We start from the raw sequence: 24,306 nt of genomic DNA on the forward strand, positions 1-24,306 counted from the left end.
GGGAGGGGGAATCGGCGTGATGTAAGCCCCAGATAAAACGGTCATAAAGAGCGAGCCCCGCCAAAAGGCGGGGCCGTTGTGCGCGCAGCGAGACCGGATGTGCGCGACGCGTGGCCGTACCACCCGATTCCTCTGCCGAAACGTTATGAACACCTTGGCCGACCGTGTCAAAGGACACAGTCGGCTCCGGTGTATCTACGACAACTGCCGTATGGCGCTCCTGAATTGGGTGCTACCTCAGCCGTGCCATCAGAGCGTGCTCGACCAGCGTGATCAGGGCACTCTTCGCATCGGCCCGGTGCCGGGCGTCCGTCGTGATGATCGGGGTGTCCGGTCCGATCTGCAGCGCCTCGCGCACCTCTTCGGGCTGGTAGGGCTGCTGCCCGTCGAAGCCGTTGAGGGCCACGACGAACGGCAGGCCCGAGTTCTCGAAGTAGTCGACGGCCGGGAAGCAGTCGGCCAGGCGCCGGGTGTCCACGAGCACCACCGCGCCGATGGCGCCGCGCACCAGGTCGTCCCACATGAACCAGAAGCGGTCCTGGCCCGGCGTACCGAAGAGGTACAGGATCAGGTCCTGGTCCAGGGTGATACGGCCGAAGTCCATGGCGACCGTGGTGGTCGTCTTGTCCCCGGTGTGGGTCAGGTCGTCGATGCCGGCCGAAGCGGACGTCATGACGGCCTCGGTGCGCAGCGGGTTGATCTCCGAGACGGCACCCACGAACGTGGTCTTGCCCACGCCGAAGCCGCCCGCCACCACTATCTTCGCGGAGGTGGTCGATCGACCCGCGTCAGAGCTTGCGAAGTCCACTGAGCACCCTTTCGAGCAGTGTCACGTCCGGTGCGCCGGTGGCGTCGTCGCCGCCCGGCTGGTGGATCGCGACGAGACCGGCCTCGGCGAGGTCCGCGACCAGGATCCGTGCCACACCCAGCGGCATGTTGAGCAGCGCCGAGACCTCGGCCACCGACTTCACCTCACGGCAGAGGTGGCAGATCCGCTGGTGCTCCGGGAGGAGCCCCATGAGCGCGGCGGGGTCCGCGGTCGTGCTGATCAGTGCCTCGATGGCCAGCTGATAGCGCGGCCGCGTCCGGCCGCCGGTCATGGCGTAGGGCCGAACCAGCGGCTGGTCGCCCTCGTCCTCGTACGGCTCAGCGTACGGATCATGAGAGGCGCTGGGCGGGGTCATGGGTCCTCCGGGCGGGACAGCAAGTCGGTCAGCAAGCCGTCTGACGGGGCCTGTGTGGGGTGTGTGGCAGCCGGACGGTGATGTGGTGAGACGGGTGGTGCCGGGGCCGATCAGTGGAGCAGACTGCCTTGGAGCTCAGCTCGCAGGTCGGGGGTGAGAACCGCGCCCGCGCGGTCGACCAGGAGCGCCATCTCGTAGCCGACGAGGCCGATGTCGCACTCGGGGTGGGCGAGGACCGCGAGGGACGAGCCGTCCGAGACGGACATGAGGAAGAGGAACCCGCGCTCCATCTCCACGACCGTCTGCGCCACCTCACCGCCCTCGAAGATCCGGGAAGCGCCCGCCGTCAGCGACGTCAGACCCGAGGCGACGGCCGCGAGCTGGTCCGCGCGGTCGCGCGGGAAGCCCTCCGACAGCGCCAGGAGGAGACCGTCGGCGGACACGACGACGGTGTGGGACACCCCGGGGGTGTTGTCCACGAAGTTGGTGATCAACCAGTTGAGATTCTGTGCCGCCTGGCTCATCGGACTCAACTAACGCTCCTGCTGGTGAGTGGGCCGTGGGTGGCTGCCGGTCTGGGTGGACCCGGCCTGACGACCCTGTGCGATTCCCCGACGGAGATTGGTCAGCCGGCCGCGCACGTCATCGGGCGCACGCGAGACCTGCGGACCGCTCTGGTGGGTTTGCTGCTGCGCCGTACCCGGGACGAGGTTCGCCCGGGGAACCCGGCGCGGCAGGCCGGAGGTGGTGACACCACCCGCGGCGGGCTGGCGGACTCGCTCGGCCTGGCGGACGAGGTCGTCGTTCGGCGAGGTGCGCCACCCGGCGGGGGCGGCGGACCGCTGCGGACCGGTGGGTCCCTGCGGCTGCTGCGGGGCGGCCGGAGCGGAGCCGTTGTTCTGCGGCTGCTGCTCCTGCTGGCCGTGGAACCAGTTGGTCTCCAGCGTGTCGTACAGCGGCGTACGACCGTCGCCCGGACCGGACGCCGGCGGCAGGGCCTCGGGCTCCTGCCGGACGGGCCGGGCCTGCGGGGCGGGCGGCCGCGGGGCGCCGAAGTCGGCCGGTCCCCGGCCGCCGTTGACCTGCTGCTGCTCGTACCGGCCGGTGCCCGCGGGGTCGGACGGCGTGGCCGGACCCGGGAGGGTGGGCCGCCCGGAGCCGTTGTCCTGGCGCGGTGCGGGGTACTGCCCGGTCGAGCCGTTGTCCTGGCGCGGCGCCGGGTACTGGCCCGTGGAGCCGTTGTCCTGGCGCTGGGCCGGGTACTGGCCGGTCGAGCCGTTGTCGTAGGACTGCGGCGCCGGGTACTGGCCCGACGTGGCCGAGTCGCGTCGGCCGCCCGGGGTGCCGAAGACGTCCGGGCGGACGAACTGGCCCTGGCCCTGCTGTGCGTTCGCGCCGGGACCGAACGGGTCCTGGGCGGCACCGAAGTCGGCCGGCGAGCCGAAGCCCTGACGGTCGTCGTCGCGCGGCACGGCCGGGATCTCCGCCCTCGCACCGGGACCCTGGCGGTCGTCTACGCGCGGCACGGCCGACGTACGGGAGACGTCCGGCTGCTCCTCGTGACCCCGCGGGGTGTCCAGCGACGCACGCGGCACCGGCGGCTGGGCGTTCTCGTCGCTCCAGCTCGGCACACGCTGCTGCGCGTCGCCACCGGGCAGCTCGGCCCGCGGACCACCGCGCGGCGGCAGCTGCGGCCTGCGGCCCTTGCCCTGCTCGGAGTTACCGCCCTGCTTCTTGCGGCCCCGGCCACCGCCGAAGGCGTCCTGGCCCTGCTGCGGCCCGTTGGTGCCCGCGGCCTGCAGACCCTGCGGGGCGCCCGGCGCCTGCTGACCGAACCCGCCACCGGCACCGGCTGATGAGGGCGCCCCCTGCTCGAACGAAGCCGGAAGCTTGGGGGACGGACGGCCCTGCGGCGGACCGCTCTGCTCGAACGACGACGGGCCGGGACCCTGCGGTCCGCGCGCACCGCCCTGCGCTCCGGGACGGCCACCGTCCCCGTCCCGCCCGGGCAGCGCGGCCCGCGGTCCCTGACCGGGAGCGAGCCGGCCACCGCCGGGGGCACCGCCACCGAAGGCACCACCGGACGCACCGGCGCCGAGGGCACCGGCCCCCTGGCCGGCCCCGGCAGCACGCCGGGCCGCGGCCGCACCGGCGGCGGCCTGCGCGGCGGCGGGACCGCCACCGACGGGAGACTGTCCGGGCTGCTTGGGCTGGGGCTTGCGGCCGCCCTGGGCGACGTCGACGGGCAGCATGACCAGCGCGGTCGTACCACCGGAGTCGGACGGGCGCAGCTGGATGCGGATGCCGTGCCGCTGGGACAGGCGGCCGACCACGAAGAGGCCCATGCGGCGGGAGACGGAGACGTCCACCGTCGGCGGAGAGGCGAGCCGCTCGTTGATCGCCGCGAGGTCCTCCGGCGACAGGCCGATACCGGTGTCGTGGATCTCGATCAGCACGCGGCCGTCGGGCAGCGCGTGACCGGTGACCTTGACCTTGGTCTGCGGCGAGGAGAACGAGGTCGCGTTCTCCAGCAGCTCGGCGAGGAGGTGCACGAGGTCGTTGACGACCCGGCCGGCCACTTCGGTGGTCGGCACCGAGGCCAGCTCGATGCGCTCGTACTGCTCCACCTCGGACGCGGCGGCGCGCAGCACGTCGACCAGCGGCACCGGACGGGTCCAGCGGCGGCCGGGCTCCTCACCCGCGAGGACGAGGAGGTTCTCACCGTTACGGCGCATGCGGGTGGCGAGGTGGTCGAGCTTGAACAGCGAGGACAGCTGGTCCGGGTCGGCCTCGCGGGACTCCAGCTCGGAGATGAGCGAGAGCTGGCGCTGGATGAGGCCCTGGGAACGGCGCGAGAGGTTGGTGAACATCGCGTTGACGTTGCCCCGGAGCAGGGCCTGCTCGGCGGCGAGGCGGACCGCCTCGCGGTGCACGTCGTCGAAGGCCGCGGCCACTCGGCCGATCTCGTCCCGGGAGTGCACACCGACCGACTCCACGGACGTGTCGACGTCCTGCGGGTCGGACTCGGACAGCTGCTTGACCAGCTCGGGCAGGCGGTCGGAGGCGACCTTGGTCGCGGTGTCCTCCAGCCGGCGCAGCGAGCGGATCATGGAGCGGGCCACGACGAAGGCGCCGACCAGCGACACGCCCAGCACGATCAGGATCAGGGCACCGGAGATGATCGCGTCGCGCTCGGTGGCGCTGCGCAGCTCGCGGGCCTTCTGCTCCATCTCCTCCAGCAGGGTGTGCTCGATGTTCTTCATCTGCTGGATCTTGGTGGAGCTGTCGTCCAGCCAGTCGCGGTAGGACCGCTTGTCCTGCTGGGCGAGACCGCTCGCGGAGACCAGGGCGCGACCCGCGTAGGTGTCGGTCGCCTTGATCGTGGAGTTGCCGCCGTCCTCGATCGGCTTCAGCAGCTCGGCGGCGGAGTCCTCGCCGTAGATGCTCTTGAAGCTGCGGATCTCGGAGTTCTGGCTCTCCAGGGCCGACTCGGCGTAGAGCCGGTCGTTCGGCGAGAGCTTGCCGGCCGTGGTGTTGCTCGCGGGCAGCGCCGCCGCGAGGGCCGCGCGCTGGATCGAGGAGTACTCCTTGGCGGAGGAGAACGCCGCGAGCGCACGCGTGCGCTGGATCATGTCCGGGTTGCTGGTCGCCTCGGCCATGTCCTGGGAGAGGTCGATCAGGTTCTCGATCAGACGGTGGTACGCCTCGATCGTCTGCGTGGAGTTGCCCTCGGAGGCGTAGGCGCCCTTGCGGATCTGCTCCAGGTCGCCCAGCTCGCCGGCGAGCTGGACGAGGTACTCGCGGACACCCTTGAGGTTGCCGTCCTTGCTGGCGCCGTCGATCTCCTCGGAACTGTCGAGGAAGTTCTTCATCGCCCGGTCGGTCTTCTCGCGAAGCCCCTTGACCGTGAAGTCCGTCGCCTTGCCGCCGTGCGCGAGCGGGCCGGCCGACTGGTCGCGTTCCTCCTGGAGCGCGGCCGACAGCTCGGTGGCCTGCTTGGTCATGTCCGTCAGCAGCTTCATGTTGTCGAGCTGCTGGATGTCGTCCATGGACTGGTTGATACGCAGCGCGCCCAGCGAGGTGGCCGCGACCACCGGGAGGGCGAGCAGCGACACCAGTCGCGTGGAGATGCGCCAGTTGCGCAGGGCTATTCGCGGCCCGGGGCCGGTCGGGCCCGTGGGCGGCTTCAGCGCCGGGGACGGGCTCGCGGACCCCGAGGGGGTCGACGTGCCGGGGCGCCCGGAGCGCTCACCGCCGTCACCGGCCGGGCCCTGGTTCTGGGCGTGCTGGGGCGAGGGGCCGCCAGTCATGGGGCCAGTCCCGCCGTGCGGCTGAGGCTCCGCCGAAGCGTTGCCATCCCTCTTGAAACGTCCCTGCACTAGCGTCGCAACCTCTGGACCAGGCACCCCGTCGCCTGAACGGCGGGGCACGGTGTCGGCGTTCTGGGGACGCCCTGAAAACGCCCCCGTGGTGGTCTTGAGTGACCGGCGCTGGCTCCCCCTTCTCGCCGCCACTCGGCGCGACTGTGCGCCCCCTGTGCGCCGGCTCGATCCTGCGGCGGTCCGTGAGATTCCAGCACAGCACAGGATCTCCAACAAGGCCCGTAGGCCGAGCCGTGATGTAGGTGACACCACGTGAGTGCCGGATCACCGGTCGTGGAAGGCGAGTTCGCCCATTTCGGGTGTTAGTCCGCGAGTCGCCGAGCGGCGCCGGGTGTCCCAGTCGCCATGATCAGGAGCGGAATGATGGCTTCAGTGAGCCAATGTCCGTTTCTCCGGCGCGCAGAGCGCGTCCGGATTGACCGATTCGCCCTCTGATTCGTGAGGAAACTCACATGCTGATCATGGCCTTCGCGCGAACGGGCCGGGGAGTCGCATGTTTAGCCTGACGCTTTACAGCGATGGCACAACCGACAACCCGCGCCCGTGCGGAGGTTTCACACACCCTCCCGGCGCCCGTCACAGGACAGGGTCAAGTAAACAGTGAAGACGACGACGATGTTCCACAAGATCGCCAACCCGCGACGCACGACGCTGGCTCACCTGGACGACGCCGACGAACTGCAGACGCCGGAGCAGCCGGAGCACCCCGTCGACCTCCCGGCCCAGACCGCAAACCCCAAGCGCACCGTCCTCATGGAGATCCCCGTCGCGGCCGCCGCAGCCGCGGAATGACACCTGGTAGTACGCGTGCCGGCCGCCGGATGCTCAGGGCGGAGGGACACGGATTTCGAAGGGGCGCCCCGCGTGACGGGGCGCCCCTTCACCATGCGCAGCGGGGGACCTCACCGCGTTAGCCTGGACCGTCAGACTCCAGCCGCTTCAGTCAAGGGGCCAAGCATCCCGTGCGCATCGCCAGGTTCTCCATCGACGGGAACGTCGCCTTCGGCGCCATCGAAGGCGACAAGCAGGACGAACTCGTCCTGGACATCATCAAGGGCATCCCGTTCGCGGACTTCGAGCTCTCCGGTACGAAGGTGCCGGTGAGCAAGGTCAGGCTGCTGCCGCCGGTGCTCCCCAACAAGGTCGTGGCCTTCGGCCGCAACTACGCGGAGCACGCCCGCGAGCTGGGCCACGAGGTGCCCGACGCCCCCTTCGCCTTCTTCAAGCCGTCCACTTCGGTGATCGGCCCGGGCGACGAGATCCAGTACCCCTCCTTCTCCGAGGAGGTGCACCACGAGGCCGAGCTGGCCGTCGTGATCGGCCGGATGTGCCGCGAGGTTCCGCGCGAGCGCGTCAAGGACGTCGTCTTCGGCTACACCTGCGCCAACGACATCACCGCCCGCGACGTGCAGAAGCGCGAGAAGCAGTGGGCCCGGGCCAAGGGCTTCGACAGCTCCTGCCCGCTCGGCCCCTGGGTGGAGACGGACCTGGACGCGAGCGACCTCACCATCCAGCTCACGGTCAACGGCCAGCAGCGCCAGCTGGGCCGGACCAGCGAGATGATCCACTCCATCGAGGATCTGATCGTCAACATCTCCGAGGCCATGACGCTGCTCCCCGGCGACGTGATCCTCACGGGCACCCCGGCTGGGGTCGGCCCCCTGAACGTCGGCGACGAGGTCGCCGTCACCATCGAAGGCATCGGCACTCTCACCAACAAGGTTGTCAAGCGTGGTTAGCGCATCCGGCTCCCCCGTACGCGTCCGTTTCTGTCCGTCGCCCACCGGCAACCCCCACGTGGGCCTGGTGCGCACCGCCCTGTTCAACTGGGCGTTCGCCAAGCACCACCAGGGCACCCTGGTCTTCCGCATCGAGGACACCGACGCGGCCCGCGACTCCGAGGAGTCGTACACCCAGCTGCTCGACTCGATGCGCTGGCTGGGCTTCGACTGGGACGAGGGCCCCGAGGTCGGCGGCCCGCACGCGCCGTACCGCCAGTCGCAGCGCATGGACCTGTACAAGGACGTCGCGCAGAAGCTGCTCGACGGCGGGTACGCCTACCGCTGCTACTGCTCCCAGGACGAGCTGGACACCCGCCGCGAGGCCGCCCGCGCCGCCGGCAAGCCCTCCGGCTACGACGGCCACTGCCGTGAGCTGACCGCCGCCCAGGTCGAGGAGTACCAGGCCCAGGGCCGCGAGCCGATCGTCCGCTTCCGGATGCCGGACGAGACGATCACCTTCACCGACCTGGTCCGCGGCGAGCTGACCTTCACCCCGGAGAATGTCCCGGACTACGGCATCGTCCGTGCCAACGGCGCCCCGCTGTACACGCTGGTCAACCCGGTCGACGACGCCCTGATGGAGATCACCCACGTCCTGCGCGGCGAGGACCTGCTCTCCTCCACCCCCCGCCAGATCGCCCTGTACAAGGCGCTGATCGAGCTGGGCGTCGCCAAGGAGATCCCGTCCTTCGGTCACCTGCCGTACGTGATGGGTGAGGGCAACAAGAAGCTCTCCAAGCGCGACCCGCAGTCCTCCCTCAACCTCTACCGGGAGCGCGGCTTCCTCCCGGAGGGCCTGCTCAACTACCTCTCCCTGCTCGGCTGGTCCCTCTCGGCCGACCAGGACATCTTCACCACCGACGAGATGATCGCCGCGTTCGAGATCTCCGACGTGAACCCGAACCCGGCGCGCTTCGACCTCAAGAAGTGCGAGGCCATCAACGGCGACCACATCCGCCTGCTGGACGTGAAGGACTTCACGGAGCGCTGCCGTCCGTGGCTCCAGGCGCCGTTCGCCCCCTGGGCCCCGGAGGCCTTCGACGAGGCCAAGTGGCAGGCCATCGCGCCGCACGCCCAGACCCGCCTCAAGGTGCTCTCCGAGATCACCGACAACGTCGACTTCCTGTTCCTGCCGGAGCCGGCCGAGGACGAGGCCAGCTGGGCGAAGGCCATGAAGGAGGGCTCGGACGCCCTGCTGCGCACGGCCCGCGAGAAGCTGGAGGCCGCCGACTGGACCTCCGCCGAGTCGCTCAAGGAGGCCGTCCTGGCCGCCGGTGAGGCCCACGGTCTGAAGCTCGGCAAGGCCCAGGCCCCCGTCCGCGTCGCCGTCACCGGCCGCACGGTCGGCCTGCCGCTGTTCGAGTCCCTGGAGGTCCTCGGCAAGGAGACCACCCTGGCCCGGATCGACGCGGCGCTGGCGAAGCTGGCCGCGTAACGCGCGACACCCCGCGCGGCGAGGGCGGCGTCCGGTCCGGACGCCGCCCTCGCGGTGTCCGCCCGGCCGTCACCCGCAGCACCACCGACAGCGGCGGCGGCGCCCCGGGCGGCCCCTGCACCTGGCAGCTCACGGCTCACCCCCGAGACGGCCAGGGCCCCGGCCTGACCCTCTCCGGGACCATGAAGCCGGGCTGAGAGCGGAACGCGGTGGGTACGGTCGGAGTATGAGCATCCACGCCGTGGTCTGGGACGTCGACGACACCCTCTTCGACTACACCTCCGCCGACCGCCTCGGCATGCGCGCCCACCTCACGGCCGAGGGCCTGCTCGACGACCGCGAGACGGTCGAGCAGGCCATCACCCGCTGGCGGGAGATCACCGACCTGCAATGGGCACGCTTCGCGGCAGGCGAGGCCACCTTCGAGGCCCAGCGGCGCGACCGGGTGCGGGTGTTCCTCGACCGGGACCTCACCGACGACGAGGCCGACGCCTGGTTCCAGCGGTACATCGCCCACTACGAGGCGGTCTGGTCCCTCTTCCCGGACGTCCTGCCCGTCCTCGACGCCCTGTCCGCCAGCCACCGGCACGCCGTGCTCTCCAACTCCAGCCTTCACGTCCAGGACCGCAAGCTGCGCGCCCTCGGCGTCCACGACCGCTTCGAGACCATCCTGTGCGCGGCCGAGCTCGGCATCTCCAAGCCGGAGGCCGGGGCGTTCCTCGCGGCCTGCGATTTTCTCGGCCTCCCACCGCACCAGGTCGCCTACGTCGGTGATCACCCGGAGATCGACGGACGCGGTGCCGCCGACGCCGGACTGCTGTCGGTGTGGATCGACCGCGGCGGCCTCTACGCCACGATCGACCCGCCCGTCGGACCGCACCGCATCGCCTCCCTCGCCGAACTGCCGTCCCTGCTCGGCTCGGATACTCGTTTTGGAGCCCCGTCCACCTTCGGGTAATGTTCTTCCTGCGCCGCGGGAGCGGGCCGGAAGGCCGGAACCCCAGGCGCACAACTAGAACAAAACCCCTTCGGGGGCTTGCGTTCCAGTGGCCTATGGTGTAATTGGCAGCACGACTGATTCTGGTTCAGTTAGTCTTGGTTCGAGTCCAGGTAGGCCAGCTCGCAGAGCTCATCTGCATCGCCCCCGTTGTGTAGCGGCCTAGCACGCTGCCCTCTCAAGGCAGTAGCGCCGGTTCGAATCCGGTCGGGGGTACTGGTTCCGAACGATCGACGATCATCTCGGAACTGCTAGGGCCCCCGTTGTGTAGCGGCCTAGCACGCCGCCCTCTCAAGGCGGTAGCGCCGGTTCGAATCCGGTCGGGGGTACTGACTGGTCTAAACCACATTGGTCTATGGTGTAATTGGCAGCACGACTGATTCTGGTTCAGTTAGTCTTGGTTCGAGTCCAGGTAGACCAGCTCGGACCTGCGGCGGTGTAGCACTAAACGCCTGCAGGATCCACGCCCCCGTTGTGTAGCGGCCTAGCACGCCGCCCTCTCAAGGCGGTAGCGCCGGTTCGAATCCGGTCGGGGGTACAACAGGGAAGGCCCTCCACTTCGGTGGAGGGCCTTCTCGGCTTTCAGGGGCGCGGAGAACTGCGCGAGCAGCCACCACCGGCCCGCACGCGACGATCAACCGTCCGTGCCCTGGCGCGTGGTCGGGAAAGGTCTGCCGCGGCGTTGAGGCCGACCTTCCCCGAAACGCTCCGTCCGTTCAGCCCGTGCGCCGCAACGCCTCGGAAAGACGCCCGGCCGCATCGATCACAGCCTGCGCGTGCATCCGCCCCGGGTGACGGGTCAGTCGCTCGATCGGCCCGGACACCGACACCGCGGCCACCACCCGGTTCGACGGCCCCCGCACCGGCGCGGACACCGACGCGACGCCCGGCTCCCGCTCACCGATCGACTGCGCCCATCCCCGCCGCCGCACACCCGACAGGGCCGTCGCCGTGAACCGCGCCCCCTGGAGGCCGCGGTGCAGCCGCTCGGGCTCCTCCCAGGCCATCAGGATCTGCGCCGAGGAGCCGGCCTTCATCGTGAGCGTCGAACCGACCGGGACCGTGTCCCGCAGACCGGACAGGCGCTCCGCCGCGGCGACGCAGATGCGCATGTCGCCCTGACGGCGATAGAGCTGCGCGCTCTCGCCCGTGATGTCACGAAGGTGCGTGAGCACCGGGCCGGCGGTGGCGAGGAGACGGTCCTCACCCGCAGCCGCGGCCAGCTCTGCCAGACGGGGGCCGAGAATGAAACGGCCCTGCATGTCGCGCGCCACCATGCGGTGGTGTTCCAGGGCCACGGCCAGGCGGTGGGCCGTGGGTCGTGCCAGTCCGGTGGCACCGACCAGTCCCGCGAGGGTGGCCGGGCCGGACTCCAGAGCGCTCAGGACGAGGGCCGCCTTGTCCAGAACGCCGACGCCGCTACTGTTGTCCATGAAACGATACTCGCGTCTCACTCTGTGAAACGCAAGTTCAAATTTCCGTGGAACGCGCCACCCTGGAATCACGAAGTCACAACGGCCCGTGACGTAAGGGCCTGGTGGCGTGTGCCCGGTATCAGGGGAACGGGCGCCGCCTCCTCAGGATCTCTAGTTGGGTCGGCGGACCGTAGCCGGCCGGAGGGAACAGCGATGGGTAGGACACTCGCGGAGAAAGTCTGGGACGACCACGTCGTCCGGCGCGCGGAGGGCGAGCCCGACCTTCTCTTCATCGATCTGCACCTGCTGCACGAGGTGACCAGCCCGCAGGCCTTCGACGGCCTCCGCAAGAGCGGCCGCACCGTGCGCCGCCTCGACCTCACCATCGCCACCGAGGACCACAACACCCCCACCCTCGACATCGACAAGCCGATCGCGGACCCGGTCTCGCGGGTGCAGCTCGAGACGCTGCGCAAGAACGCCGCCGACTTCGGCGTGCGCCTGCACCCGCTGGGCGACGTCGAGCAGGGTGTCGTACACGTCGTGGGTCCGCAGCTGGGTCTGACCCAGCCGGGCACCACCGTGGTGTGCGGTGACTCCCACACCTCCACGCACGGCGCTTTCGGCGCGCTGGCGTTCGGGATCGGCACCTCCCAGGTGGAGCACGTGCTGGCCACCCAGACGCTGCCGATGTCCCGCCCGAAGACCATGGCGATCACGGTCGACGGTGAACTGCCCGAGGGCGTCACCGCCAAGGACCTGATCCTGGCGATCATCGCGAAGATCGGCACCGGCGGTGGCCAGGGCTATGTCCTGGAGTACCGCGGCGAGGCCATCGAGAAGCTCTCGATGGAAGCCCGGATGACCATCTGCAACATGTCGATCGAGGCCGGTGCCCGCGCGGGCATGATCGCCCCGGACGAGACCACCTTCGCCTACCTCAAGGGCCGCCCGCACGCCCCCGAGGGCGCCGACTGGGACGCGGCCGTCGCGTACTGGAAGACGCTGAAGACCGATGAGGACGCGGTGTTCGACGCCGAGGTCGTCATCGACGCCGCCGCGCTGTCGCCGTTCGTCACCTGGGGCACCAACCCCGGGCAGGGCGCACCGCTTTCGGCCTCCGTCCCCGATCCTGCTTCGTACGAAGACGCTTCGGAGCGCTACGCCGCCGAAAAGGCCCTGGAATACATGGGGTTGGAGGCCGGGCAGCCGCTGCGTTCCATCAAGGTGGACACCGTCTTCGTAGGCTCGTGCACCAACGGCCGCATCGAGGACCTGCGTGCCGCCGCTGAACTCGTCAAGGGCCGCAAAGTCGCCGACGGCGTACGGATGCTGGTCGTCCCGGGCTCCGCGCGGGTCGGTCTGCAGGCCGTCTCCGAAGGTCTGGACGTGGTCTTCAAGGAGGCCGGCGCCGAGTGGCGGCACGCGGGCTGCTCGATGTGCCTGGGCATGAACCCCGACCAGCTGGCCCCCGGTGAGCGCTCCGCGTCCACCTCCAACCGCAACTTCGAGGGCCGGCAGGGCAAGGGTGGCCGCACCCACCTGGTCTCCCCGCAGGTCGCCGCCGCCACCGCGGTCCTGGGCCACCTGGCCTCCCCGGCCGACCTGTCCGCCGCCGACGCCCCCACGCCCGCTGGAGTCTGATCAGCCATGGAAGCATTCACCACGCACACCGGCCGGGCCGTGCCGCTGCGCCGCTCCAACGTCGACACCGACCAGATCATCCCCGCCCACTGGCTCAAGAAGGTCACGCGGGACGGGTTCGAGGACGGACTCTTCGAGGCCTGGCGCAAGGACGAGACGTTCGTGCTCAACCAGAGCGAGCGCCAGGGTGCGACCGTGCTGGTCGCCGGCCCCGACTTCGGTACCGGATCCTCGCGCGAGCACGCCGTCTGGGCGCTGCAGAACTACGGCTTCAAGGCCGTGATCTCCTCCCGCTTCGCCGACATCTTCCGCGGCAACTCCCTCAAGAACGGCCTGCTCACGGTCGTTCTGGAGCAGAAGACCGTGGACGCGCTGTGGGAGCTCACCGAACAGGACCCGCAGGCCGAGATCACCGTCGACCTGGAGCGCCGTGAGGTGCGCGCCGAGGGCATCACCGCCTCCTTCGAGCTGGACGAGAACTCCCGCTGGCGGCTGCTGAACGGCCTCGACGACATCTCGATCACCCTCCAGAACGAGGCCGACATCGCCGCCTACGAGGCCAAGCGCCCGGCGTTCAAGCCGCGGACCCTCCCGGTCTGACCCCAGGCACGGTCCGTCGCCTCTGAACAAGGCGACTTTCGGCCACCGCAACACCCCCTCTGTACCCCCGATCAGCCCGATCGGGGGTACAGCTGTGTCTGCACCCGAACGGCCCTGCCCACCCACTGTTCAGCTGCCAACTTCCCGCGTTATGCCGGTGGTTGCCGGGGTACGCGAGGGGTACAGCCGTGACTTCCACGTGTGCCCGGAAGGCCGTTTGAGGCGCCAGTTGTCCCCTGCGCAGGCGACAACTCGCCCCAGATGGCACAATCTGTGCATGGAACACGACGGCCAACTCGAGCTCTATGCGGCAGTCGCGGACCAACTCAAGGAAGCGCACACAAGGGTGCGCGCACTGCAAGTCCCGGAGGGCGTACGGATGGCGCTGACCCGGAAGCTGCTGGTCATTACGGCCGCGGCCAAGCACGATCTCGCCGACGCGGCAAGGCGGCTGGAGCGGTTCTCCGCGGACCTCGACGAGGGACGAATCCCCGAAGAGGAACGCTGAACCCCGCGACACCGTCGAGTTCGTTGCGGCACAAGGGTGATAAGCCCGTTTCGTGTTTGATTTGCGGTATATATCTGCCTAACGTGCGAAAAAGCTTGAACACATTCGTTCTGGCGATGTCTCCGAAGGGGAAGACGTGAACAAGGCGCAGCTCGTAGAAGCGATTGCCGACAAGATGGGCGGCCGCCAGCAGGCCGCCGATGCTGTCGACCATGTACTGGACGCCATCGTCCGCGCGGTCGTCTCGGGTGAGCGGGTCTCGGTCACCGGCTTCGGTTCGTTCGAGAAGGTCGACCGTCCGGCCCGGTACGCCCGTAACCCCCAGACGGGCGAGCGGGTTCGGGTCAAGAAGACCTCCGTTCCGCGCTTCCGCGCCGGTCAGGGCTTCAAGGACCTGGTCAGCGGCTCCAAGAAGCTCCCGCGTGGGGGCGAGGTCTCCGTCAAGAAGGCGCCCAAGGGCAGCCTGACCGGCGGTGCCGGCGCGACGGTCAAGAAGGCCGCCGCGAAGAAGGCGACCACGAAGTCGGCCGCCGCGAAGAAGACCACCGCCAAGAAGACGACGGCGAAGAAGGCCACCACGAAGACCGCGGCCGCGAAGAAGACCACGGCGAAGAAGGCGCCCGCCAAGAAGACCACGGCGACGTCCAAGACCACCGCCGCGAAGAAGACAGCCGCGAAGAAGGCCCCGGCGAAGAAGGCCACGGCCAAGAAGGCGCCCGCCAAGAAGTCGACGGCGCGCAAGACCACCGCCAAGAAGACCACCGCCCGCAAGAAGTAAGGGCGCCGGAGTACTCACGCGACGGGCCGGACTCCGCACGGAGTCCGGCCCGCGGCGTGTTCAGGCCCGTGGTCAGAGGGTCTGGAGGGTCACCAGAGTGATCCGGGGCGCGTCCGTCGCACCCTCCACCTCGATGCGCACCCGCTGGCCCGGACGCAGCAGCCTCAGGCCCCCCGCGTCGAACGCGGCCGCGTCGAAGGGCACCGGGGTGCCGTCGTCCAGGAGCACCTGCCCGCTACGGCTTTCGGGGTCGTACGTGTACGCGGTCGCCTGCATGGCCGCAGCCTACTGCCCGGGTATCAGCAATCGCGCGGCGGCCGCGGCCGTATGAGGGCCGACCCCCAGGGCCAGTGCGCTGCGCAGGTCCTCGCCGGTGTCCACGTCCTGGCGTACGGAATCCACCGCGGCGAGGGGCAGTTCCACGGCGCCGGACGCGCGGTGCCGGGCCCGGGAATCCGCGCCGAAGGCCGGGCGCAATTCGAGTCCCGCAGCGGCGGTCAGCAGGGTCGTGCCGATTGCGGCCGCGTCCGGGAGAAATGCGCGCGGGAATTCAGCGGCGGCTTCCAGTACACGGGACAATTCCGCGGGGCGCAGGGCCGGCAGATCGGCGTTCAGCGCTGCCACGGCACGGGCCGGGCGGGCCGACCGTACGACCCGCGTCGCGTGTGCGAGGGCGGCGTTGAGGCCGCCGCCCGGCTCGTCGGGGATGATCGCGGCGCCCAGGGCCGCCAGCTCGCGGCCCGCCCGGGCGTCGTCCGTGACGACTGCCACATCCCCTACCGCCGGGCAGGCCAGCGCGGCCGCCACCGTGTCCTGGGCGAAGGCGAGCGCCAGGTCCGGCCGCAGCCCGTCGTCCGCGGTGTCCGCAAGCCTGCTCTTGGCCTGGGCCAGGGGCTTCAGGGGTACGACCAGGGTCCACTGCACGGGTGTTCCGTCCTCCTCTTGTCGCGGTCATTGTCACCCGGGGCATCGGGCGGGCGGCGTGCCGGGGCGTACGGTGTTCTCGACAGACCGGCGGCCTGGGGCGACACTTGTGCGGCCCCCCGTGGCCCCGGCTTTCAGGCCCTAGAGGAAGGTGTCCGCGTGCCCCGCCGCAGAATCGGCTTCTGGTACCGCTTCGCCGCGGTGATCTGCAAACCGCCGCTGGTGGTTCTGCTCAGGCGGGACTGGCGTGGAATGGAGCACATTCCGGCCGAGGGTGGATTTATCACCGCGGTGAACCACAATTCGCACATCGACCCCTTCGCTTACGCGCACTTTCAGTACAACACCGGGCGCGTCCCGCGATTCCTCGCGAAGAGCGGGCTTTTCAAGAAGGGATTCGTCGGGGCCGCGATGCGGGGTACCGGGCAGATCCCCGTCTACCGCGAGAGCACGGACGCGCTGAGCGCCTTCCGTGCCGCGATCGACGCCGTGGACCGCGGGGAATGCGTCGCCTTCTATCCCGAGGGCACCCTCACCCGCGACCCGGACGGCTGGCCCATGACGGCCAAGACGGGGGCCGCGCGCGTCGCCCTTCAGACCAAGTGCCCGGTGATCCCCGTGGCCCAGTGGGGCTGCAACGAGCTGCTGCCGCCGTACGCGAAGAAGCCGCATCTGCTGCCGCGCAAGACGCACCGCGTGCTCGCCGGGCCGCCCGTGGACCTCGCGCGGTTCTACGACCGGGAGATGACCGCGGACCTCCTGAAGGAGGCCACGGAGGTCATCATGGCCGCCGTGACCGCCCAGCTGGAGCAGATCCGCGGCGAGAAGGCGCCCGAGACGCCGTACGACCCGCGCCGGGAGCGGATCGAGCAACGGCGCCGCACGCAGTCACAGACACAGACGCATCAGAAGTCCGGGCAGACCGTGCAGGAAGAGGGGCTGGGCAAGTGAGCAAGCCGGTCAAGGCGGCGGTGCTGAGCGCCGGTTCGTGGGGTACGGCCTTCGGCATGGTGCTCGCCGACGCGGGGTGCGAGGTCACCCTGTGGGCGCGCCGCCCGGAGGTCGTGGAGGCGATCAACTCCACGCGGACCAATCCCGACTACTTCCCGGGCGTCGAGCTCCCGGAGAACGTGCGGGCCACCACCGATCCCGCGCAGGCCGCGGCGGACGCCGACTTCACGGTCCTGTCGGTCCCCTCGCAGACCCTGCGCGGCAACCTCGCCGAGTGGAGCCCCCTGCTGGCCCCCGACACGGTCCTCGTGTCGCTGATGAAGGGCGTCGAGCTGGGCTCCGCGATGCGGATGAGCGAGGTCATCGACGACGTCGCCAAGGTCGGCCCGGACCGGATCGCCGTGGTCACCGGGCCCAACCTGGCCCGGGAGATCGCCGCGCGGATGCCGGCCGCGGCCGTGGTCGCCTGCACCGACGACGCCGTCGCCCAGCGCCTCCAGGCCGCCTGCCACACGCCCTACTTCCGCCCGTACACCAATACGGACGTGGTGGGTTGCGAACTGGGCGGAGCCGTGAAGAACGTCATCGGACTCGCCGTGGGCATCGCGGACGGCATGGGCCTGGGCGACAACGCCAAGGGCTCGCTCATCACCCGCGGCCTCGCCGAGACCACCCGGCTGGGCATGGCGCTCGGCGCCGACCCGCTGACCTTCTCCGGACTCGCGGGCCTGGGCGACCTGGTGGCCACCTGCTCCTCGCCGCTGTCGCGCAACCACACCTTCGGCACCAACCTCGGCAAGGGCATGACCCTCCAGGAGACCATCGCGGTCACCAAGCAGACCGCCGAGGGCGTCAAATCCTGCGAGTCGGTGCTGGATCTGGCCCGCCGGCACGGCGTCGACATGCCGATCACGGAGACGGTCGTCGGCATCGTGCACGAGGGCAAGCCCCCGGTGGTGGCCCTCAAGGAGCTGATGTCGCGCAGCGCGAAGCCGGAACGACGCTGAGCGACGCGAGGCCGGCGACGCTTACTAGCGGCACTACCAACGGGTACTCTCAACGCGATATGAGCACCGAGAACCTCCCCCAGAGCCCCGAGCAGCCGCCTCGCAAGCCGCGTGTGGCCGTCGTGTTCGGCGGGCGCAGCTCCGAACACGGGATCTCCGTGGTCACGGCCGGCGCCGTCCTCAAGGCCATCGACCGGACGAAGTACGACGTCCTGCCGATCGGCATCACGCAGGACGGGCGTTGGGCGCTCACGGCGGACGAACCGGAGCGGATGGCGATCGTCGACCGGCGTCCGCCCAGCGTCGACCTGCTCGCCGAGTCCGCCGAGGGTGCGGTGATCCTCCCGGTCGACCCCGCCAGCCGTGAAGTCGTCTACAGCGAGCCGGGATCGGTACCCAAGGCCCTCGGCGAGGTCGACGTGGTCTTCCCGGTGCTGCACGGCCCGTACGGCGAGGACGGCACCCTCCAGGGCCTTCTGGAGCTCTCCGGCGTCCCGTACGTGGGTTCGGGCGTGCTCGCCTCGGCCGTGGGCCAGGACAAGGAGTACATGAAGCGGGTGTTCACCTCGTTCGGGCTGAAGGTGGGCCCGTACGTGGTGATCCGCCCGCGGGAGTGGGAGCAGGACCAGGCGGCCGCCCGCAAGAAGATCGTCGACTTCGCCGGCGAGCACGGCTGGCCGCTGTTCGTGAAGCCCTCGCGGGCCGGTTCGTCGATCGGCATCACCAAGGTCGACGACCTCTCCGGCCTCGACGAGGCGGTCGCCGAGGCCCAGCGGCACGACCCCAAGATCCTCGTGGAGGCCGCGCTGCGCGGCCGTGAGATCGAGTGCGGTGTCCTGGAGTTCGAGGACGGCCCCCGGGCCTCCCTGCCCGCGGAGATCCCCCCGCCCGAGGCGCAGGCGTACTACGACTTCGAGGCCAAGTACATCGACTCCACCCCGGGTCTCGTCCCGGCGCCCCTCACCCCCGAGGAGACGGCCGAGGTCCAGCGCCTGGCGGTCGACGCCTTCGACGCTGCGTCCTGCGAGGGCCTGGTCCGCGCGGACTTCTTCCTCACCGAGGACGGCGAGTTCGTGATCAACGAGATCAACACCATGCCCGGCTTCACGCCCATCTCGATGTATCCGCAGATGTGGCAGGCGAGCGGGGTGAGCTACCCGGAGCTGATCGACCTGCTGGTGCGGGCGGCACTGCGCAGGTCGACCGGTCTGCGCTGATCATCGACGCCCGGCGCTCAGGAGGCGATCCCCTTGGGGATCGCCTTCTTCACGGCGGCGGCCAGATCGATCAGCACCCCCGAGCTGTCCACGCCCTCCGGCGCCCGGACCTCGACGTAGGCCTCACGGTTGGCCGTGGTGAACCGGTACCCCCCGCCGTCCTGCTTCTGCATCAGCCAGTCGACCCCGTTCACACCCCCGGCGACCGCATCCGGATTCCGACCTTCCGCCACCTTCGGGTCGACCATCTCGGGCGGTTGCGGCACACCGCAGCGAAGTATGATCGCCGGGCTGCCCCAGCTCGCCGTCAGCGCCGACGCGGGCTCGGGATCCTCACGGCGCTCACCGTTCACCTTCGCGGGCAGTACCTTGTCCAGGTTCCGGCACAGTTCCGCGACCTTCGCGTCCGGACTGGGAACCGCCGCCGACGCGCTGTCGTCTGCTGAGGAGCAGCCCGTAACAGTGATCAACAGCGCGACAGCGGGCAGGCGGAACACGCGGAGGACACAACGGTGCCGGTGACGGAAAGAGTTCACCGGCACAGGGTAGACGGGGGCTACAGATGGACGACCGGGCAGGTCAGGGTGCGGGTGATGCCGTCCACCTGCTGGACCTTGGCGACCACCATGCGGCCGAGGTCGTCGACGGTGTCGGCCTGCGCCCGCACGATCACGTCGTACGGGCCCGTCACGTCCTCGGCCTGGATGATCCCAGGGATCTTGCTGATCGTCTCGGCGACGACCGAGGCCTTCCCGACCTCGGTCTGGATCAGGATGTACGCCTGTACCACGGAACCTCCAGGGCGGCCACGAGGATCATGTGGGGAAAAGGAACGCCACGGTATCGCGTCGCCGCTCGCCGCGGGGAGACCTGCGGGGACCGGGTCTTGCGCGCCGAGGTGCAGGTCCGGCAGAACTTGACGGTCACTTCGACCGTAGCGAGGACCGAGATGCCTCGCGACCGGGCACGGACAGGGACAGAAGGGGAGAAAGGGCAATGAAGGGCACTGTTGGTGAGCTCGGTGAGTTCGGGCTCATCAGGGAGCTCACCTCCCGTCTGACCACCACCCCGGCGGTCCGGGTCGGCCCCGGCGACGACGCCGCCGTGGTGGCCGCCCCCGACCGCAGGGTCGTGGCGAGCACGGACATCCTGGTGGAGGGCCGGCACTTCCGGCGCGACTGGTCGACGGCCTACGACGTGGGCCGCAAGGCGGCCGCGCAGAACCTCGCCGACATCGCCGCCATGGGCGCCGTACCGACCGCGCTGCTGCTCGGCCTGGTCGTCCCGGCCGAACTGCCGGTCACGTGGCCGAGCGAGCTGATGGACGGCCTGCGCGACGAGTGCCAGGTGGCGGGCGCCGCCGTGGTCGGCGGTGACGTCGTGCGCGGCGACTCGATCATGGTGTCGATCACCGCGCTCGGCGATCTGCGCAACCAGGAGCCGGTGACCCGGGCCGGAGCGCGGCCCGGCGACCGCGTCGCGGTGACCGGCTGGCTGGGCTGGTCGGCCGCCGGGTACGCGGTGCTGTCCCGGGGGTTCCGCTCGCCGCGGGCGTTCGTGGAGGCCCACCGGCGGCCCGAGCCGCCGTACCACGCGGGTCCGGCCGCCGCCGGGCTCGGGGCCACCGCGATGTGCGACGTGAGTGACGGGCTGATCGCCGACCTCGGGCACATCGCCGAGGCGAGCAAGGTGCGGATCGACGTCCGCTCCGGGGCGATCGACATCCCGTCCCAGATGAACGACATCGGGCAGGCCGTCGGGGTCGACCCCATGCAGTGGGTGCTGACCGGGGGAGAGGACCACGCGATCGTGGCGACCTTCCCGCCGGACGTGAAGCTGCCCGCCCGCTGGAAGGTCATCGGCGAGGTCCTCAACCCCTCGGCCCTGCCCCAGGTGACGGTCGACGGGGCGCCGTGGACCAGCAAGGGCGGCTGGGACCACTTCGGGGACATAGAGTCATGATCCCGAACGTCCTGACGGTGGCGGGCTCCGACTCCGGCGGAGGCGCGGGCATCCAGGCCGACCTCAAGACGATGCTCGCGCTCGGCGTGCACGGCATGAGCGTCGTCACGGCGGTGACCGCGCAGAACTCACTCGGCGTGCAGGGGGCTTGGGAACTGCCCGTGGAGGCCGTGCGGGCCCAGTACCGCAGCGTCGTGGACGACATCGGCGTCCACGCGGTCAAGACCGGGATGCTCGCCTCCGCGGAACTCGTGGAGGCGGTCGCCGAGTTGATCGCGGGGACGGACGCACCCGCCGTGATCGACCCGGTGGGCGTCTCCAAGCACGGCGACGCCCTGCTCGCCGCCTCCGCGCTGGACTCCGTCCGTACGAAGCTGCTGCCGGTGGCCACCGTCGCCACACCGAACCTCGACGAGGTGGCGCAGATCACGGGCGTACGGGTCGAGTCGGAGGCGGACATGCGGCGGGCCGCCGCGGCCGTCCTCGCGTACGGGCCGCGCTGGGCGCTGATCAAGGGCGGGCACCTGCCCGGCGACGCCGTCGATCTGCTCACCGACGGATCCGAGGAGCACTGGCTGCGGGCGCCCAGGCACGACAACCGCCACACCCACGGCACCGGCTGCACCCTTGCCTCGGCGATCGCCTCCCAGCTCGCCAAGGGGCAGTCCGTGCCGGAGGCGGTGGCGGCGGCGAAGGAGTACGTCACCGGGGCCGTCGCGGCCGGGTTCGCGCTGGGCGGCGGGATCGGCCCGGTGGATCACGGCTGGCGTTTCCGGGCGGGGCCGGAGCGCTGAGATGCGTGGCCGAGTGCTGAGGCGCGGAGCCGGGCGCTGGTGTCCGAGCATGGCAAAGAGCCGGTCCACCATTGGTGGACCGGCTCTGCAGCGAACCAGCAGTGGCCGCGCGCTAGCTGAGCGTCAGCGCGAGACCTTGCCGGCCTTGATGCACGAGGTGCAAGCGTTCACGCGCTTCGGCGTCCCGCCCACCACGGTACGCACTCGCTGGATGTTCGGGTTCCAGCGGCGGGACGTACGGCGGTGCGAGTGCGAGATGTTGTTGCCGAAGCCCGGCCCCTTGCCGCAGACGTCGCAGTTGGCAGCCACGGGTCACTCCAAAGACTTCAGATGCACTTACGGTTGATCCCGGCAGGCCGGGATCAAGATTCTCGGGCTCCGCGGAGCCGGTCGAAATCTGAGTGGCGTTGCCAGGGGGAAGGCCCGATCAGATCGGGCAACCGGAGCAGCATACAACGGCTGCACCCGTAGAACGAAACTACCATGGCAGCTCAGGGGCCCGGCCCCTCCCACTTCCGGTCCACACCGCCCCGGGGTCTACGCTGCGAGCCACGTCCAGCAGCTCAGGGAGGCGTAGTGGCGCAGGTGCCGCAGACATTCTTCGATGCTCTCGCGGTGCGCACCTGGTGCGGTCTCGCGCTGGAGACCCTGGGGCGGGCGCGCGAGGAGATCGACGCGATCAACGTCTACCCCGTGGCGGACGGCGACACCGGCACCAACCTGTATCTGACCGTGGAGTCGGCGGTCGCGGCGGTCGAGGCGGTGTTCGCCGGGCACGCGGCGGGCTCCGGCCCCGACGGGCCGACGCTCGCCGACGCCGCCCGGGCGATGGCGCACGGGGCGCTCATCGGCGCCCGCGGGAACTCCGGGACGATCCTCGCCCAGCTGCTGCGCGGCATGGCCCAGGTGCTGGCCGAGGACGAGCCCGCCCACGCGGACGGCCGGGGCCTGCGGCTCGCCCTGCGGCAGGCGGCCGACTCCGCCCGCCGGGCCGTCGCCCATCCCGTCGAGGGCACCGTCCTCACGGTCGCCTCGGCCGCCGCCGACGCCGCGGACGATGCCCGGGGCGACTGCGGGACCGTGGCCCGCGCGGCCTACGACGGAGCCCGCGCGGCCCTCGCCGCGACCCCGGGCCAGCTGCCCGTCCTGGAGCGCGCCGGAGTGGTCGACGCCGGCGGGCGGGGACTCGTGGCGGTGCTGGGAGCGCTGGTGGAGACGTTCACGGGGGAGAAGGCGCGGGCGGTGGTGGGGAGCGCCTGCCCCAGCCCCTCCGAAGGCCGAGTGGACCCGGCGACGGACCGCGCGCCGGTCGACGGCGACCCGGACGAGTGCGCCGACGGCGCCGCTGCCGTGCCGGGCGGGGAAGGGCCGGCCTTCGAGGTGATCTACCTCCTGGAGGCCGGGGACCGGGCCGTGGAGCGGCTGCGGGAGCGGCTCGACGCCCTCGGGGACTCGCTCGTCGTGGTCGGCGGCGACGGGCTGTGGAACGTGCACGTCCATGTGGACGACGCGGGCGCCGCCGTGGAGGCCGGTATCGAGGCCGGGCGGCCCCACCGGATCCGCATCACCCACTTCGGCGCGGGCGACGTCCACACCACCGGCGCCGAGCGGCCGCCCCGGGAACGGGCCCAGCGGGCCGTCGTGGCCGTCGTGCCCGGCGAGGGGCTGGCCGGGCTGTACACCGAGTCCGGCGCGACGACCGTGCTCGCACGCCCCGGGGAGCCGCCCGCGAGCGGCGAGCTCGTCCAGGCCGTACGGCGGGCCCACGCGCGCGAGGTCGTGCTGCTGCCCAACGACGCCGATCTGCGTCACACCGCCGCGGCGGCCGCCGAGCAGGTCCGCACGGAGGGCATCCGGGTCGCCCTGATCCCGACCCGCTCGGCGGTCCAGGGCATCGCGGCACTGGCCGTGCACGAGCCGGACCGCCGCTTCGACGAGGACGTCGTGTCCATGACCTCCGCCGCCGGGGCCACCCGTTACGCCGAGGTCACCGTCGCCGAACGCCAGTCCTGGACGATGGCCGGCATCTGCCAGGCCGGCGATGTCCTGGGTCTCATCGACGGGGATGTGGCCGTGATCGGTTCGGACGTCGCCGAGACCGCCGAGACCGTGCTCGACCGCATGCTCTCTGCCGGGGGCGAGATGGTCACCCTGGTCCTCGGCGACGACGTCCCCGACGCCGTCGCCGAGCGTCTGGAGGGCCGGGTCCGCGAGGGGTACCTCGCCGTCGACACGGTCGTCTACCGGGGCGGCCGGCAGGGGGCCCTGCTCCTCATCGGCGTGGAGTAGGGCCGGGGCCGCCTCGACGGAACCGACGGGATGCGGCGGGCTGGTGCTCGCCGGCCGCCTCGCCGTCGCCGACCCGCTCTGGCCCGCCGGCCAGGCCGTAGCCGGGACCGCCCTCGTGCCCGCCACGGTGTTCCCGGAGCCGGCCGTGGCCGCCGCGGGCCCGCCACGGCACCGACCAGCTCGGCGCACCGGCCCCGCAAATCCCTCTCGAACCACCCGGCAGAGAACACCGGCCGGTGCGGACGCTCCCGGGCACCACGGCCGGGCCCTGCGCATCACGCTCGTCGCCGGTTCGGCCGCCCTGGTGCTGGCCGTGTGCTCGGCGATCCTGCTGGCCGTGCGGCTCGGACGGCGCGGGAGAGGCCGCGGCGGCCCCGCTCACCGCCTCCGCCACGGCAGCACCCGGATCGCCGAAGCGGTCGGAGACCCCGGCGTACA

24 protein-coding genes and 5 tRNA genes are annotated in these 24,306 nt (G+C 70.8%); 19 read left to right on the forward strand and 10 right to left on the reverse strand.

The features are described 5' to 3' along the window. Positions 1–232: 232 nt before the first annotated feature. From AB0E85_RS07835 to AB0E85_RS07850, 4 genes are all read right to left on the reverse strand, one after another. Entirely contained in the window at positions 233–808 is a 576-nt protein-coding gene (locus tag AB0E85_RS07835; protein ID WP_104781463.1) for an ATP/GTP-binding protein, read from the reverse strand. Then, positions 789–1,184, reverse strand: coding sequence for a DUF742 domain-containing protein (locus tag AB0E85_RS07840; RefSeq protein WP_361923789.1), 396 nt, complete (start codon positions 1,182–1,184; stop codon positions 789–791). The genes AB0E85_RS07835 and AB0E85_RS07840 overlap by 20 nt, the downstream gene beginning before the upstream one ends. A gap of 110 nt (positions 1,185–1,294) precedes the next feature. Next, a complete protein-coding gene (locus tag AB0E85_RS07845; protein ID WP_031138073.1) occupies positions 1,295–1,708 on the reverse strand; it encodes a roadblock/LC7 domain-containing protein in 414 nt (137 codons plus the stop codon). A 9-nt stretch (positions 1,709–1,717) separates the two neighbouring features. Further along, positions 1,718–5,563: a nitrate- and nitrite sensing domain-containing protein gene (locus AB0E85_RS07850; protein ID WP_361923791.1), complete on the reverse strand. Its 3,846-nt coding sequence runs from the start codon at positions 5,561–5,563 to the stop codon at positions 1,718–1,720. A 603-nt stretch (positions 5,564–6,166) separates the two neighbouring features. On the opposite strand from AB0E85_RS07850, the gene AB0E85_RS07855 reads away from it, so the two are divergent. From AB0E85_RS07855 to AB0E85_RS07895, 9 genes are all read left to right on the forward strand, one after another. Further along, entirely contained in the window at positions 6,167–6,358 is a 192-nt protein-coding gene (locus tag AB0E85_RS07855; RefSeq protein WP_184564998.1) for a hypothetical protein, read from the forward strand. Between the two features lie 170 nt (positions 6,359–6,528). Continuing rightward, complete coding sequence (locus AB0E85_RS07860) at positions 6,529–7,305, forward strand: fumarylacetoacetate hydrolase family protein (RefSeq protein WP_361923793.1); 777 nt, start codon at positions 6,529–6,531, stop codon at positions 7,303–7,305. Continuing rightward, entirely contained in the window at positions 7,298–8,782 is a 1,485-nt protein-coding gene (gene gltX, locus AB0E85_RS07865) for a glutamate--tRNA ligase (protein ID WP_361923796.1), read from the forward strand. Before AB0E85_RS07860 ends, gltX begins: the two co-directional genes overlap by 8 nt. Before the next feature lie 226 nt (positions 8,783–9,008). Next, entirely contained in the window at positions 9,009–9,740 is a 732-nt protein-coding gene (locus tag AB0E85_RS07870) for an HAD family hydrolase (RefSeq protein WP_361923798.1), read from the forward strand. Between the two features lie 89 nt (positions 9,741–9,829). After that, positions 9,830–9,901: transfer RNA gene (locus tag AB0E85_RS07875), tRNA-Gln, on the forward strand. A 21-nt stretch (positions 9,902–9,922) separates the two neighbouring features. Then, positions 9,923–9,995: transfer RNA gene (locus AB0E85_RS07880), tRNA-Glu, on the forward strand. Between the two features lie 40 nt (positions 9,996–10,035). Next, positions 10,036–10,108, forward strand: a tRNA-Glu gene (locus tag AB0E85_RS07885). 20 nt (positions 10,109–10,128) lie between these two features. Next, positions 10,129–10,200: transfer RNA gene (locus tag AB0E85_RS07890), tRNA-Gln, on the forward strand. Between the two features lie 44 nt (positions 10,201–10,244). Next, positions 10,245–10,317 (forward strand) — tRNA-Glu (locus AB0E85_RS07895). A gap of 178 nt (positions 10,318–10,495) precedes the next feature. On the opposite strand, the gene ndgR is transcribed toward AB0E85_RS07895, so the two are convergent. Then, positions 10,496–11,212, reverse strand: a complete 717-nt coding sequence (gene ndgR, locus AB0E85_RS07900) for an IclR family transcriptional regulator NdgR (RefSeq protein WP_003993203.1) — start codon at positions 11,210–11,212, stop codon at positions 10,496–10,498. A gap of 195 nt (positions 11,213–11,407) precedes the next feature. Here ndgR and leuC point away from each other — a divergent pair, with 195 nt between their 5' ends. From leuC to AB0E85_RS07920, 4 genes are all read left to right on the forward strand, one after another. After that, a complete protein-coding gene (leuC, locus tag AB0E85_RS07905) occupies positions 11,408–12,838 on the forward strand; it encodes a 3-isopropylmalate dehydratase large subunit (RefSeq protein WP_361923800.1) in 1,431 nt (476 codons plus the stop codon). 6 nt (positions 12,839–12,844) lie between these two features. Beyond that, positions 12,845–13,438 carry a 3-isopropylmalate dehydratase small subunit gene (leuD, locus tag AB0E85_RS07910; protein WP_361923802.1) on the forward strand — a complete coding sequence of 198 codons (594 nt, stop codon included), beginning with the start codon at positions 12,845–12,847 and terminating at the stop codon, positions 13,436–13,438. A gap of 277 nt (positions 13,439–13,715) precedes the next feature. Continuing rightward, entirely contained in the window at positions 13,716–13,946 is a 231-nt protein-coding gene (locus AB0E85_RS07915) for a hypothetical protein (protein WP_361923804.1), read from the forward strand. A 136-nt stretch (positions 13,947–14,082) separates the two neighbouring features. Beyond that, positions 14,083–14,724 (forward strand): HU family DNA-binding protein, encoded by a 642-nt coding sequence (locus tag AB0E85_RS07920; RefSeq protein WP_361923806.1) that lies wholly within the window; start codon positions 14,083–14,085, stop codon positions 14,722–14,724. A 72-nt stretch (positions 14,725–14,796) separates the two neighbouring features. Here AB0E85_RS07920 and AB0E85_RS07925 read toward each other — a convergent pair whose 3' ends face one another. Next, positions 14,797–15,000 carry a hypothetical protein gene (locus AB0E85_RS07925; RefSeq protein WP_361923808.1) on the reverse strand — a complete coding sequence of 68 codons (204 nt, stop codon included), beginning with the start codon at positions 14,998–15,000 and terminating at the stop codon, positions 14,797–14,799. Positions 15,001–15,009: 9 nt separating this feature from the next. Continuing rightward, positions 15,010–15,648 (reverse strand): 2-phospho-L-lactate guanylyltransferase, encoded by a 639-nt coding sequence (gene cofC, locus AB0E85_RS07930; protein WP_361923810.1) that lies wholly within the window; start codon positions 15,646–15,648, stop codon positions 15,010–15,012. Between the two features lie 159 nt (positions 15,649–15,807). Between cofC and AB0E85_RS07935 the strand changes: the two genes are divergently transcribed. From AB0E85_RS07935 to AB0E85_RS07945, 3 genes are read left to right on the forward strand one after another with little or no spacing between them, the layout of a single operon-like run. Further along, complete coding sequence (locus tag AB0E85_RS07935; RefSeq protein WP_361923812.1) at positions 15,808–16,599, forward strand: lysophospholipid acyltransferase family protein; 792 nt, start codon at positions 15,808–15,810, stop codon at positions 16,597–16,599. Then, positions 16,596–17,606: an NAD(P)H-dependent glycerol-3-phosphate dehydrogenase gene (locus AB0E85_RS07940; protein ID WP_361923814.1), complete on the forward strand. Its 1,011-nt coding sequence runs from the start codon at positions 16,596–16,598 to the stop codon at positions 17,604–17,606. The genes AB0E85_RS07935 and AB0E85_RS07940 overlap by 4 nt, the downstream gene beginning before the upstream one ends. Before the next feature lie 59 nt (positions 17,607–17,665). Next, on the forward strand, positions 17,666–18,823 hold the full coding sequence (locus tag AB0E85_RS07945; protein WP_361923816.1) for a D-alanine--D-alanine ligase family protein: 1,158 nt from the start codon (positions 17,666–17,668) through the stop codon (positions 18,821–18,823). A 17-nt stretch (positions 18,824–18,840) separates the two neighbouring features. Here AB0E85_RS07945 and AB0E85_RS07950 read toward each other — a convergent pair whose 3' ends face one another. Next, a complete protein-coding gene (locus tag AB0E85_RS07950) occupies positions 18,841–19,359 on the reverse strand; it encodes a DUF3515 domain-containing protein (protein WP_361923818.1) in 519 nt (172 codons plus the stop codon). 20 nt (positions 19,360–19,379) lie between these two features. Continuing rightward, positions 19,380–19,613 carry an Lrp/AsnC ligand binding domain-containing protein gene (locus AB0E85_RS07955; protein ID WP_031106939.1) on the reverse strand — a complete coding sequence of 78 codons (234 nt, stop codon included), beginning with the start codon at positions 19,611–19,613 and terminating at the stop codon, positions 19,380–19,382. Positions 19,614–19,819: 206 nt separating this feature from the next. On the opposite strand from AB0E85_RS07955, the gene AB0E85_RS07960 reads away from it, so the two are divergent. After that, complete coding sequence (locus AB0E85_RS07960; RefSeq protein WP_361923820.1) at positions 19,820–20,785, forward strand: thiamine-phosphate kinase; 966 nt, start codon at positions 19,820–19,822, stop codon at positions 20,783–20,785. Beyond that, positions 20,782–21,579 carry a bifunctional hydroxymethylpyrimidine kinase/phosphomethylpyrimidine kinase gene (gene thiD / locus AB0E85_RS07965; RefSeq protein WP_361923822.1) on the forward strand — a complete coding sequence of 266 codons (798 nt, stop codon included), beginning with the start codon at positions 20,782–20,784 and terminating at the stop codon, positions 21,577–21,579. The genes AB0E85_RS07960 and thiD overlap by 4 nt, the downstream gene beginning before the upstream one ends. A 123-nt stretch (positions 21,580–21,702) precedes the next feature. Here the strand turns inward: thiD and rpmB are convergent, their stop codons facing one another. After that, positions 21,703–21,888: a 50S ribosomal protein L28 gene (gene rpmB, locus AB0E85_RS07970; protein ID WP_003993230.1), complete on the reverse strand. Its 186-nt coding sequence runs from the start codon at positions 21,886–21,888 to the stop codon at positions 21,703–21,705. A gap of 267 nt (positions 21,889–22,155) precedes the next feature. On the opposite strand from rpmB, the gene AB0E85_RS07975 reads away from it, so the two are divergent. After that, the gene (locus AB0E85_RS07975) at positions 22,156–23,868 is read left to right on the forward strand and encodes a DAK2 domain-containing protein (protein ID WP_361923824.1); all 1,713 of its coding nucleotides are present in this window, start codon (positions 22,156–22,158) and stop codon (positions 23,866–23,868) included. The last annotated feature ends 438 nt before the right edge of the window (positions 23,869–24,306 follow it).

Origin of the sequence: Streptomyces sp. NPDC029044, from assembly GCF_040637495.1 — a bacterium.
Lineage (GTDB): Bacteria > Actinomycetota > Actinomycetes > Streptomycetales > Streptomycetaceae > Streptomyces.